Consider the following 12,577-nt stretch of genomic DNA (forward strand, 5'->3'; position numbering starts at 1 on the left):
CGGCATCCCCGGCGCCGTATCGGGCGCTCGGTAGGGGTCATCGATCCCACGGTCGACGACAACCGCCGGGGCGGCGACGTCGGCCGTCTGGGGCGGCGCGTCGAGTTCGGCCAGCGGGCGCCAGATCGGCATGCCCTCGCACCAGAGCAGGGTGGCGGCCCCTACCCTGCCCTCGGCCTGCAGCTGCCGCAGGCCGGCCAGGTCGACCGGCCCCTCGCGCTGGCTGCTGTTGGCGTAGAACCACTGTGCCTCCTGCATGCATCGCTCCTTGTCTGTAACGGGGCCCGCTCAGGGCTGGGGCTGGCTGGACAGCACCTGCACCAGCACGTGGCGGCCGCCCGGGGCCACGGTCACGACATCCGGACCGGCGTTGGCGGCCTCCAGGCAGACGTACTCGCGCCAGCCATCGCCAACGTCGGCCATCTTCGCCGCCGCCTCAGCACCGGGGTTCCAGGCCACCAGCGCGCGGCTGCCTTCGGTACGCAGTTCGATGCGGCGCTTGAGCACCGGGTCGCGCAGCACGTAGCGGCCGCCGGCCGGGCTGTAGATGCGGTCGCTGCGGCCCGGGTCGCGCGGATCGCTCAGCGACCACGGCCCCTGCTGGCGGCGGGTCTGGGCGTAGTTCTCGTACTTGTCCTGGTAGGTCACCCCGTCCACGCCGTCCACTTCCACGCGGGTCGCATCGCCCACGCGGAAGTAGTTGTGCAGGGCCTGGGTGAAGGTGGCCGGTGCGCTGCCGGTGTTCTCGGTGATCAGCTGCTGGCGCAACTCGCGACCCACGCGCACGGTCATGGTCAGGCGCAGGCCGAGATCCTGCAGCGCCGGCGGCGCCAGGGTCAGCTCGATGCTGCCGTCGTCGAGGCGGCGCGCCTGCTGCAGTTCCCACGGCAGGGTGCGGACGAAGCCGTGCGCCGGCACGTCATTGCCCTGGCCCTGGCGGCCGAAGTATGGCCAGCACACCGGGCTGCCGCCACGGATCGGAGTCGGCAGCTCGGCCCGCTTGGGCGAAAGCCACATCACGTCGGGCTGGCCCTTGGGCACGAAGGACAGCAACTGGCCGCCGAACACGCTGATGGCGGCGGTGGCTTCGGGGGTTTCCACCAGCCAGGCATCGAGTCCCTGAAACTGGCCGCTGCTGACACCCTGGATCTGTTGCACGGTGGATCGACTCCGTAAGGCCGGCGACTGCGCGGCACTGTAGTTGGCGGGAAGACTGAAACGGGTGGGCGTGGCCGGCGTGCGCGGCTCGGCCTGCAGCGCGCGCAGGATGCGCTGGCCGGGGCGGCCATCGGCATCGGCCCAGCCCAGGCGGCGCTGCTCGACCTGGATCGCGCGCCGGCTGGCGTTGCCGATCATGCCATCGGCGCTGCCGATATCGTGGCCACGGGCCAGCAGCAGGGTCTGCAGCTGGCGGCGCTCGTCGCGGCCGAGGCCGGGATCATCGGTGGGCCAGGCGCTGGCCAGGCCGCTGCCACCGCGCAGGCGATCGGCCAGGGTGGCGATGGCCAGCGCGTAGCTTTCGGCGGCGTTGTAGCTGTAGATCGCATCGTAGTTGCGGAACACCAGCAGCGCCGGGCCCTTGCTGCCGGCCGGCAGCAGCAGGGCCGCGCGGGCATCGGCCGGCAGGCCCTGCGGCGCGAGGACGCTGCCATCCAGGCCGGTGATGCCCAGTGCGCGCCAGTCGGCCAGCGCCCGACGCTGGGTGCGCCCGGCCTGCGCCGTCTTGAAACCCTCGGGAATACGCACCTCCATGCCCCACGGCTCGCCGCTGCGCCAGCCGGCGCGCTTGAGATAGTTGGCGGTGGAGGCCAGTGCATCGGGAATGCTGGCCACCAGATCGCGGCGGCCATCGCCATCACCGTCGACGGCGATGCGCGCATAGGTGCTGGGCATGAACTGGGTGTGGCCGAAGGCGCCGGCCCAGGAACCGGTGAGACCCTGCGCCTGCAGGTCGCCCTGCTCGATCAGCTTGATGAGCGCCAGCAGTTCGCCACGGAAGAAGGGCTGGCGACGGCCGGCGCAGGACAGCGTAGCCAGCGACTGCAGCAGCGGACGCTTGCCGAACACGCGGCCATAGTCGCTCTCCACGCCCCATACCGCGACGATGGTGGCCGGATCGACGCCGTACTGCGCCGATACCCGCTGCAACAGATCGCGATGCTGCTGCAGCATGGCGCGGCCATCGTCCACCCGCGGGCGATCGACCAGAGCAGCCAGGTAATCCCAGATCGGCGTGGTGAATTCCGGCTGCGCATCCAGCCGCGGCAACACGCTGGGGTCAGGCTGCAGGCCGGTGGTGATGGCAGCGAAGCGATCCGCGGCGATGCCCTGCTTGCCGGCCGTGGCCTGCAGCTGCGTCATGCAGCGGGCGAAGGCCGGGTCAGCGGCGGGTGTCGGTGGCGCCGTCAACGGCGCGGCCAGCGCGGCGGCCAGGCCGAGCGTGGTCATCAAGGGCATGGCGTCCTCCGTGTTGCCGGTGCTGGGGCCATGTTAGCGCGGGCAGACGGTCTGGCAGGCGCCAGGCATGTCCCGGCACTACCGATGCGCAGCGGAGGCGCGCAGCAGGCGCAGGCCGTAGGCCGGATCGGACGCATTCCAGTGGGCGATGGTTTCCAGCCCGGCCTGCTGCAGCAGGTGGTTGAAGCTGGCGTCGGTGTACTTGTGGCTGTACTCGACCCGGATCGGTTCGCCGGCCTGGAAGTGGAAGGTCTGCCCATCCAGGTGCACGTCCTGCTCGCGCTGGCTGACCAGGTCGGTTTCGATGCGCATGCGCGCGGTGCTGTAGCGCGCCTGGTGGCGGAAGCCATCGAGGTCGAAATCACTGCCGACCTCGCGGTTGAGGCGGGCCAGCAGATTGAGGGTGAAGGCGGCGGTGATGCCGTCGGCATCGTTGTAGGCGGCCTCGATCAGCGCCGGGTCCTTGTGCAGGTCGATGCCGACCAGCGCCAGGCCGTCATCGCCCATGGTCTGGCGCATCGCGCGCAGCAGGGCGATGGCCTCTTCGCCGTCGAAGTTGCCCAGGGTGGAACCGGGGAAGAACAGCAGGCGCCGCGCCGCCGCGCGCTCCGGTTCGGGCACCTGCACCGGGCGGGTGAAGTCGGCGCAGACCGGCAGCATCTCCACCTGCGGCAGCGCCGGGGCCAGGTGGTCGATGCTGGACAGCAGCGCGGCGCGCGAGATCTCGATGGGGGTGTAGGCCACCGGATCGTGCAGGGCGGCCAGCAGCAGGGCGGTCTTGCGGCCGCTGCCACTGCCCAGTTCGACCACGTGGGCATGGGCGCCGACCGCGCTGGCGATTTCCGGCAGGACCCGGTCAAGCAGGGCCAGTTCGGTGCGCGTAGGGTAGTACTCGCGGGTGTGGGTGATCTGCTCGAACAGGCGCGAGCCACGCGCGTCGTAGAAATACTTGGACGGCAGCTGGCGCGCGGCGCACGAGAGGCCGGCCACGGCGTCGGCCATGATCTGCTGGCGGCCGGGGGTAAGGTCGGTCAGCGCCTGCAGCGCGTCCTGCACGGTACTCATGGAAGATCCCTCGCCAGGCGTACGCCGGAAAACTGCCAGCGCGCCGGTGGATTGAAGAAGTTGCGGTAGCTGCTGCGTACGTGGCCGCGCGGGGTGGCGCAGCTGCCGCCGCGCAATACCCACTGGCCACACATGAATTTGCCGTTGTACTCGCCCAGGTTGCCGCCGAAGGGCTGGAAGCCGGGGTAGGCGCCATAGGCGCTGCTGGTCCATTCCCAGACATCGCCGAACAGCTGGCGCAGGCCCGTGCCCTGCCCTGCATGCGGATGCAGCTGGTCGTCATCGGCGAAGTGGCCGCTGGGCGGCTGCGTGGCGGCCGCCGCTTCCCATTCGAATTCGGTCGGCAGCCGTGCCTCATGCCAACGCGCGCAGGCGTCGGCTTCGTAATAGCTGAGGTGGCAGACCGGCGCATGTGGATCGAGCGCGCGCCAGCCGCCAAGGGTGTACTCGCGCTGCAGGTCGTCGTGCCAGTACAGCGGGTGCTGCCAGCCTTCGGCCTCGCACAGGGCCCAGCCTTCGCTGAGCCACCAGCGTGGATCGCGGTAGCCGCCGGCATCGACGAAAGCACGGTACTCGCCGTTGCTGAGCGGGCGCTCGGCGATGGCGTGTGCGGGAACAAGTACGCGGTGCGGCGGCGATTCGTTGTCGTAGGCGAAGGGCGCGTGCTGCGGCCAGCGCGCTGCGCCGACGCTGACGATGCTTTCTTCCCGTGCAACCCAGCCCTGTGCGCTGGCCGCGCTGGTGACCGCTGCGAGGTCTTCGCGATAGGGCGGCTGCAGCGGGTTGCACCACAGGGCGTGCTTGATGTCGGTCAGCAGTAGTTCCTGGTGCTGCTGTTCGTGCTGCAGGCCCAGCTGCAGGTGCTGCAGCGCCTCTTCACCAAGGTCGCCATCGGCCAAGCGCGCCAGCACCTGCTCATCGACGTACCGGCGATAGTCGCTCACCTGCTGCAGCGAGGGCCGCGACAGCAGGCCGCGGCGTGGGCGGGCATGGGCCGGGCCGAGGCTCTTGTAGTAACTGTTGAACAGGAAATCCCAGGCCGGATCCCACGGCTGGTGGCCACGTACGCTGGCCAGCACGAAGCGCTCGAAGAACCAGGTGGTGTGGGCCAGGTGCCATTTGGCCGGGCTGGCATCGTCCATGCTCTGCAGCATCGCGTCTTCGGCGCTGAGCGGTGCGGCCAGTTGCTGGCTGCGTCCACGCACGTGGGCGAAGTGGCTGGCGAGTTCACGCTGCGGGGCAGCGACGGCGAGGGTTGCGCTGTCCATGCGGACCAGCTTCGGCTGCTGGGAGTGAGCGCGATGTCATGGCCAGGTGGATGCTTGAAAGATCAAGGGTTCAGACGGCGTCGAGGTAGTACCAGCGGCCATCGATGCGCAGGAAGCGGCTGTGCTCGGTCATCCGCACCGCACTGCCACCGCCGATGCGGTAGCGGGCGGTGAAGCGGACCTCGGCACTGTCCGTGCCGGTGACGGTGTGATCGTTCACGGTCAGGCCCAGCCACTGGGTGCGCTGGCCCGGTGCCTCATCCAGAGAGAGTTCGGCCGGGCGCGTGTCCGGGTGCCAGGTCTGGCGCAGGTAGTCGGCCAGCTGGCGTACGTAGGCGCTGTAGCGCGAACGCATCAGGCGCTCGGCATCCGGGGCGGCCTCGCCAGCGTGGTAGCGGCCGCAGCAGGCGGCGTAGTCGGCGGGCAGGCCGCAGGGACAGGGATCGGCGGGTATGCGGGTCATGCCGGTATTGTCGCGCGGGACGCCCCCGGCATCCATCGGCGATAGGCGTATGCTGTCGCCCCCCATCCAAGTGTCGATCGCCGTGCTGGAACTGGTTCCCCCTGAGTTGTGGTGGTTGGTGGTGATTGCCTTCATCGCCGGCCTGGTCGATGCGGCAGTGGGCGGCGGCGGGCTGGTGCAGCTGCCGGGCCTGTTCACGGTGCTGCCGCAGCAGACGCCGGCGATGCTGTTCGGCACCAACAAGTTCAGCTCGATGTTCGGCACCGGCGCGGCGGCCTGGCGCTATGCGCGCAACGTGCGCTTCCCGTGGAAGCCAGTGCTGTTCGCCGCCGGCACCGCCTTCATCTTCTCCTTCGCCGGCGCCACCGCAGTCAGCCTGCTGCCCAAGGAGGCGGTGCGGCCGCTGGTGCTGGTGCTGCTGGTGGCGATGCTGGGCTACACACTGTGGAAGAAGGATTTCGGTGCACTGCACCGGCCGCAGGAGATCGGTCGCCGCGAGCTGGCCATCGCCTTGGCCATCGGTGCGGCGATCGGTTTCTACGACGGGTTCTTCGGGCCGGGCACCGGCAGCTTCCTGATCTTCCTGTTCGTGCGCTTCTTCGGTCTGGATTTCCTGCGCGCCTCGGCGGCGTCGAAGGTGGTGAACCTGGCGACGAACGTGGCGGCGATCTCGTTCTTCATCCCCACCGGCAACATCCTGTGGCTGTTCGCGCTGCCGATGGCGGCGGCCAACATCTTCGGCTCGGTGGTGGGCACGCGGCTGGCGCTGAAGGGCGGCACGCCGTTCATCCGCAAGCTGTTCGTGGGGCTGGTGGTGGTGCTGATCGCGCGGATGGCGTTGGATACGTTCCGCGGAGCGTAAGGGCGCGAAATGATCTGGTAGGTGCCAACCTTGGTTGGCACGCTGTTGCCGGTCGCGCAGAGCAGCCGAGCATGGCTCGGCTCTACAGGGAGGGCGGTCAGGCCTCGGCTTCTTCCGGTTCGTTGGCCTGCTGGCGGCTGCGCTCGGGCAGCTTCAGGCGCTTGCCTTCTTCGTCGTACTCGATGAGCAGGACGCCCGAATCATGGCGGCCGCTGATCTCGACGAAGCAGGCGCCACCGATGAACGGTTCCAGCGTCATCACCGACTTCAGCGGGGTGGCGACCACCATCTGGAAACCGAAGTTGTCGAAGATGTTCATCGCCAGCGCGGTGAACTCGTTGTCGGCCTTGTCGAAGGCCTCGTCGAGCACGACGGCGGCATAGCTGGGCAGCTGGCTGTCGGCGCCGCCGAGCTGGTAGCGCAGTGCCGCGGCCAGGCAGGTGGTGGCCAGCTTCTGCCGCTGGCCACCGGACTTGCCGGCGCCGCTGCGGTAGATCTCGACCTGCTGGCGCGTCTCCGCATCCAGCTCCACGCCGATGAACTCGACGTGCATGCGCACGTCCAGCACCAGTTCGCGCCAGCGCTTGTCCTCGCCTTCCTGCGAGCCGAGGCGGTTGACCAGCTGGCGCAGCACGGTGAACTGCGATTCGGCCAGCTCGCGCTGTTCGGTCTGCTGCTGCGACAGCACCTCGCGCAGCTGCAGGTGGAACTCACCCACTTCCGGCAGGCGGCGGTCGCTCAGCTCGATGGTCAGCAGGGTGCCGCGGTTGAACGGCACCTGTTCCAGGCTGGCGTTGACCTCGTCCAGGCGCTGGCCGATCGACTTGCGGGCCTCGGCGCTGTGGCGCTGCAGGGCCAGCAGGTTGTTCTTGCTCTGGTTCTGCAGCAGGTCGAAGAAGCGCTCTTCATGCTGCGGCAGGCCATCGCGTTCCAGGCGCTCCAAGCGGGCGAGGAAATCCTCGGCCGAGGCCACCGACACGGTGAAGTCGCCCGATTCCTCCGGCCACTGCTGGATGAAGCGGCGGAAGCAGCCCAGCAGCAGGTTCTCGACACGGTTGACGTCCTGCTGCGATGACGACAGCTGTTCGTTCAGCGCGTTGCTGACCTGGCGCATGTGCGCCTCAAGCGTTTCCAGGCTGAGCGGACCCTGCTCATGCAGGCGCTCGGCCAGGCCCGCTTCCTGGTCTTCGGCCAGCGCCGGCAGCACCAGGGCGCGGCTCTGCTGGCGGGCACGGTCCAGGCGGTCGCGTTCGCGCACCAGCTGGCCGCGCTCGACGCGGGTGTCTTCATAGGTACGGCGGGCCTGCTCGATATCGGCGCGCACGGCGTCGATCTGCTTGGCCAGGCGGGCCAGGTCGGCGTTGCCTTCGCGCAGGTCGCGCAGGGTGGCTTCGATGTCGGCCAGGCGCTGCTGCGGTGCGGCCACGTCGATCTCGTTCCACTGGATGCCGATCAGCTCGTGGCAGGCCAGGCGGCGTTCGTTGTCGCGGTCACGTTGGCCGCGCAGGCTGGCGATATCGGTATCGCAGCTGGCGATGCGCTTAGCCAGTTCCTGCGCTTCGCGCTCGAACACCACCAGCTTGTCGCGGTTGTTGAAGCCCAGGATCCAGCGGCGACGGTCGTTTACCGCGCTGCGGTCATCCTTCTCGAAGCGGTCGCCCGGATGCTTGACCTGGCCTTCGCGGGTGATGCCGCGGTCGACGTTGCGCAGCTGCTTGGCATCGACGCATTCGTAGTCGAAGCGCTTGCCCAACTCGCGGCGCAGCCAGCCTTCGAAGGCGTGGTCGCGCAGTTCCAGCTTGTGCAGCAGCGAACGCGCGGACGGCTCGCGGGCGAACGCATCGTCGTTGCGACGCACGCGGTAGTAGGTGAAACGCATGCCGAGGTGGGTGCGGTTCACCCAGCCGGCTACCTCGTTGTAGTGCTTGTCGTCCACCAGCAGCGACTGCGCGAAGCCGCCCAGCACGCGCTCGATGGCGCCCTGCCAGTTCTGCTCCTCGGTACGGACCTGGATCAGTTCGCCCACGAAAGGCAGCGAGGCTTCAGAAATGCCGGTTTCCTCGGCCAGGCGTGCGCGCAGCTTCTGCATCGGTGCGGGAATGCTGGACGGCGTGCGCTGCATCGCTTCCAGTTCGCCACGCACTTCGCCGAAGCGACGTTCGTCATCGCGCTTGCCGCCCAGCCGTTCGCTGATCGCATCGTCCAGCGCCGCCGAAGCGCGCTGGCGGTCCTGCAGTTCGTTCTGCGCGCGTTCGACCAGTTCGGAGAAGCCGTGCGCGTCTTCCGGCAGCTCGGCCTGCAGGTGGCGCGCGGCCTCGCGGGCCTGGGCCTGCTTGGCCAGGCGGCGGTCGCGCTCGGCTTCGGCGCGGCCCTGCTCGCGTTCCAGTTCCTCGATGCGCTCACCGCCCTGCTGGCGGCGCTGCAGTTCCAGCTCGGCCAGGCGTTCGGTGTGGTTGTCCAGCGCCGCGCGGCGCTGGGCTTCTTCGCCCAGCAGGCCACGGTCGCGCACGTCCATCTCGCGCAGGCGCGCTTCGATCAGCAGCTGGCGACGGCTTTCGCGGAAGCTGTCGATGCCCAGCTTGAGGGTCTCGTCATCGCCGCGCTGGCGATGCATGTGCTTCAGTTCGGTGTAGTGCGCGCGCGCCGGCAGCAGGGTTTCCACCTGGCGACGCGCAGTGACCACCGCCTGGTGCGCGCCATCGAGTTCGGCGAAATCACTGACCAGGCGCTCGGCGGCATCGAAAGTGCGCGGCGTGTCCAGCATGAAGTCGCGCAGGAAGACGTTGAGGTCGCCCAGGTTCTTCGCCGACTGCGTCTTGTGCAGCAGGCGCAGCGCCATCTCGTTGTCGATGCCCAGCAGGTGGCGGAAGCGCTCGGCGTAGCCGGAGAACGTATCGAAGTGGTGGATGTCGGCCAGCTTCTGCTTCAGCTTGCGCAGGTCCAGGTCGAAGCCGCCGAGGTCCTTGGCGATGTCGAACGGGCGCTCGGCGATCATGTAGTGCTTGCGCACGTCGCCGGCCGAGGTGCCGTTGCCGGAGATCCACAGCAGGCGTACCAGGCACACAACTCGGCCATCGCCGGCGCGGTATTCCAGCACCAAGGCGGTCCAGGTCGCGCCCTTGCGCAGGTACTGGGTGGCGATCTCGCCGGTGCCGCTGTCCTGCTGGTCGGCCCATGCGCCACGCACGTAGGACACCAGGTTGCGGTCGCGGCCACTGCGCTCGGCTTCACGCGCGGCGGCGTTGAAGTCGACGATGGCCGGCGGCGTCAGCAGCGCGGACATCGCATCGAGCAGGGTCGACTTGCCCGAGCCGGAACGGCCAACGAACAGGAAGCCGCGCTCGGCGATCGGCACTTCGGTCAGGCCGTTGAAGGTGCCCCAGTTGTGCACCTGCAGGCGGCGCATGCGGAACTGCTGCAGGCGCGGGTCCGGCAGGCCTTCATTGAACAGGGCGGGAGTGTGCTTGGAAATGGCCATGCGGTGCTCGGGTCTCTCAGGCTTCTGCAGCCGGGGTTTCGCGCAGCTGGCGGTACACCGCCGAAAGCTGGGACACGTCTTCGGCGGAGAACATCAGCTTCAGCGCCGGCGAGACTTCGTGGCGGTCTTCCTGGCCGCCAAGGCGGGTCAGGATGTGGTTGTCCTTCATCTTCTGCACGGCCGAGGCGACGCGGCGGTTGAAGCCGGCGCGGTCGGTGGACAGGTTCTTCTCGTAGATGGCCAGCGCTTCGGCCATCTCGGCGTCGGCGACGACGGCGCGGTTGCCGCGCGCATCGGCCTCGGCGAGCTGCTGGCGCAGGTACAGCAGCAGCACCGAATCGATGAAGGTCAGCGGCGAGGTGCGCAGCAGCACCGGCGCGTCGACGTCTTCGGTGTCGGCCTGGCGGGTGAAGGCCACGCCGCTGTCACGGTCCAGCACCAGTTCCAGGAACAGGTCGGCCAGTGCCGAGCGGATCGCGGCTTCGCTGCGGATCAGCGCCGGCCACAGCTTGGCGTGGCGCAGCTGGTCGATGCTGGGGCCGATCAGCAGCTGGCACAGCGCGCGGCGCGCATCCAGCGGCAGGCGGCCGGTATCGCCCATGTAATAGACGTCGTTGCCACGGCGCGGCGGTGCGGCAACCGGTGCCGGTTCGGCCTCGTAGGCGTCTTCGACCAGGTCGGGCGCCGCTGCTTCGATGGGATCTTCATGCCAGCTCATGGCGTCTCTCCTGGGTGAACCAAACCAGCGGAATACGTGCGCGGCGCACCTGGCCGTCGCCGCCGCGCCATTGCGCAAGCTCCTGCTCGCCGGCGACCACGTTGCCGAAGCGCGTGCCCAGCGACAGGTAGCCGATGACGCTGCCCAGGCCCTGCGGCGCTTCGCGCTGGGCGAGGGCTTCGGCGATGCTCAGGCGCGGCTGCGCGTCCAGCAGTTCGTGCAGGTCGCGGCGCAGGGTACGGAAGTCGATTTCCGACGAGGCCACCAGGTCGCCCACGCTTTCCAGGCTGATGGCGGCCGCATCGTTGTATTCGACGTTGCCATCGACCTGCGCGCTGCGCGGGTCGTGCAGCTTCCACTGCGACCACGAGCGCAGGCGGCTGGTGGTCAGCTGCAGGTCAAGGCCGATGCTGCGCTGGGCGGGGAAATCATCGCGCAGGGCCAGGGCTTCGGACTGCGCCTGCTTCAGCAGCTGGTTGAGGCGGCGCTGTTCCAGGTAGCCACGGCTCTGCACGAAGCCGCGCAGGCTGCGCGCGAAGTTCTGCAGCACGTCGTGCACCTGGCCGCCGCGTTCCAGCATGGTGCTGGTGAAGCCGCGCAGGAAGTTGCGTTCGTTGCGGTCCAGGCGACGGGCGAAGCCGCGCGCGAGCACGGCCTCCAGCGCGGCGTCGAGCTGGGCGCTCTGTTCGGCATCGTTGAGCAGGCGCCAGAACGCCTGGAAGCTGCGGCCGGCATCGCTTTCGCCGATGACGTCGACGCCTTCGAACAACTGCGACAGCACGTCGCCGCGCTCGCCTTCATCGTCGATGATGCGTTCGCGGAAATCGCGGTTGAGCTGCTCGAAGTCATCGCGCACGCGGCGGAAGTCCTCGGTCAGTTCGTCGGCCAGGCCGATGATCTGGCGGGTGCGTTCCAGCGCGCGCTTGCCGTCGAGGGCGACCACGCGGCCAGCGCCGACGCGGGCGATCTCGGCATCGATGCGGTCGCGCTCGTCGTGCAGCGCCGACAGGCGCGCATCCGGATCGGCTTCGGTCTGCGCGGCCAGCGCCGAGAGCTGCTCGATGACCAGGGCCAGGCGGCTTTCGGTGGCGGCCACGCGGGCCTGCTCCAGGCTGTCGGCGAAACGGATCGCCTGCAGCGCCTGGGTCGACAGTTCGTACTGCTCCTGGTCGGCACCTTCGGGCAGGCGGCGTTCCAGCCAGCCCTGGGCCAGCCAGTGGGCGATGTAGGCCTGGGCGGTACGCGGCAGCTCGCGCGACAGTTCGTCGCCGGCCAGCTGGTCCAGCGCGCGTTGCAGGCGCTCGATCAGTACCGAGGACGGCAACGTGCGCTCGCCGTCCATCAGCAGGCCCTGCAGCAGGCCGATGATTTCCGGGGCGTGGTCGGCGGCAAGCAGCTTCCACTGGGGCTGTTCGCGCAGATGGCGGTAGCGGGCAATACGTTCGCGGTGCTTCATGCAGCGAAGGGAGTCATGGACGCAGAAGGCTGCGGGCAGCCAAGCACGGCCGCCGCGGGGGCAGCCGTGGACGTGCCGGCCACGCGGGGCCGGCGCGGTGCGGGCAAGCGGCTCAGCGCCTGCCGCCCACTTCGATGAAGCGCAGGAACTCGGCGCGGGTACGCGCGTCGTCGCGGAAGCTGCCCAGCATCTTGGAGGTGACCATGCTGACGCCGCGCTTATGGATGCCGCGGGTGGTCATGCATTCGTGGGCGCCTTCCACGACCACGCCGACGCCGATCGGCTGCAGCACATCCTGGATGCACTGGGCGATCTGCGCGGTCATCTTTTCCTGCACCTGGAAGCGGCGGGCGTAGGCTTCGACCACGCGGGCCAGCTTGCTGATGCCCACCACCTTGCCGGCCGGCAGGTAGCCGACGTGCACGCGGCCGATGATCGGCGCCATGTGGTGTTCGCAGTGGCTTTCGTACTCGATGTCGCGCAGGACGATCAGTTCGTCGTAGCCGGCCACTTCCTCGAAGGTCCGCTCCATGTAGGCGCGCGGGTCGTCGCGGTAGCCGCTGAACCAATCGCCATAGGCTTCGGCGACACGGCGCGGGGTATCCAGCAGTCCTTCACGGGACGGGTCCTCGCCGGCCCAGCGCAGCAGGGTGCGTACCGCATCCTCGGCCTGGTCCTGGGTCACATCGCCCTGCGGGGCGGCCTTTTCGAATCCACGGCACCCAGTTGCCGTAATGCACGTAGCGCGCAGCCACCACCACCAGCAGCAGGCCCAGGCCGACTTTCACGGTCAGCAGCACGCAGGCGACC

10 protein-coding genes (1 of these 10 cut by a window edge) are annotated in these 12,577 nt (G+C 69.0%); 1 reads left to right on the forward strand and 9 read right to left on the reverse strand.

The features are described from left to right. The 5 genes from DCO49_RS14585 to DCO49_RS14605 form a co-directional block, all read right to left on the reverse strand. Positions 1-258 carry the beginning of a GYF domain-containing protein gene (locus DCO49_RS14585; protein ID WP_116864641.1) on the reverse strand. The gene continues 504 nt to the left of window position 1, outside the view, so the window shows 258 of its 762 coding nt (coding positions 1-258); it begins with the start codon at positions 256-258; its stop codon lies off the left edge, out of view. A 30-nt stretch (positions 259-288) separates the two neighbouring features. After that, entirely contained in the window at positions 289-2,448 is a 2,160-nt protein-coding gene (locus DCO49_RS14590; RefSeq protein ID WP_116864642.1) for a lytic murein transglycosylase, read from the reverse strand. An 87-nt stretch (positions 2,449-2,535) separates the two neighbouring features. Then, on the reverse strand, positions 2,536-3,522 hold the full coding sequence (gene egtD, locus DCO49_RS14595) for an L-histidine N(alpha)-methyltransferase (protein WP_116864643.1): 987 nt from the start codon (positions 3,520-3,522) through the stop codon (positions 2,536-2,538). After that, positions 3,519-4,790, reverse strand: a complete 1,272-nt coding sequence (egtB, locus tag DCO49_RS14600; protein WP_116864644.1) for an ergothioneine biosynthesis protein EgtB — start codon at positions 4,788-4,790, stop codon at positions 3,519-3,521. The genes egtD and egtB overlap by 4 nt, the downstream gene beginning before the upstream one ends. A gap of 70 nt (positions 4,791-4,860) precedes the next feature. Continuing rightward, positions 4,861-5,253, reverse strand: coding sequence for a YchJ family protein (locus DCO49_RS14605; RefSeq protein ID WP_116864650.1), 393 nt, complete (start codon positions 5,251-5,253; stop codon positions 4,861-4,863). Between the two features lie 82 nt (positions 5,254-5,335). Here DCO49_RS14605 and DCO49_RS14610 point away from each other — a divergent pair, with 82 nt between their 5' ends. Further along, positions 5,336-6,115 carry a sulfite exporter TauE/SafE family protein gene (locus DCO49_RS14610; protein WP_165835733.1) on the forward strand — a complete coding sequence of 260 codons (780 nt, stop codon included), beginning with the start codon at positions 5,336-5,338 and terminating at the stop codon, positions 6,113-6,115. 97 nt (positions 6,116-6,212) lie between these two features. Here DCO49_RS14610 and DCO49_RS14615 read toward each other — a convergent pair whose 3' ends face one another. From DCO49_RS14615 to folE, 4 genes are all read right to left on the reverse strand, one after another. Next, positions 6,213-9,593, reverse strand: a complete 3,381-nt coding sequence (locus tag DCO49_RS14615; RefSeq protein ID WP_116864646.1) for an SbcC/MukB-like Walker B domain-containing protein — start codon at positions 9,591-9,593, stop codon at positions 6,213-6,215. Positions 9,594-9,609: 16 nt separating this feature from the next. Next, positions 9,610-10,311, reverse strand: a complete 702-nt coding sequence (locus DCO49_RS14620; RefSeq protein WP_116864647.1) for a DUF4194 domain-containing protein — start codon at positions 10,309-10,311, stop codon at positions 9,610-9,612. Continuing rightward, positions 10,298-11,767: a DUF3375 domain-containing protein gene (locus DCO49_RS14625; RefSeq protein ID WP_116864648.1), complete on the reverse strand. Its 1,470-nt coding sequence runs from the start codon at positions 11,765-11,767 to the stop codon at positions 10,298-10,300. Before DCO49_RS14625 ends, DCO49_RS14620 begins: the two co-directional genes overlap by 14 nt. A 112-nt stretch (positions 11,768-11,879) precedes the next feature. Continuing rightward, complete coding sequence (gene folE / locus DCO49_RS14630) at positions 11,880-12,452, reverse strand: GTP cyclohydrolase I FolE (protein WP_207776492.1); 573 nt, start codon at positions 12,450-12,452, stop codon at positions 11,880-11,882. Between the last annotated feature and the right edge of the window lie 125 nt (positions 12,453-12,577).

Source organism: Stenotrophomonas sp. SPM (assembly GCF_003105135.1).
Classification (GTDB): domain Bacteria; phylum Pseudomonadota; class Gammaproteobacteria; order Xanthomonadales; family Xanthomonadaceae; genus Stenotrophomonas.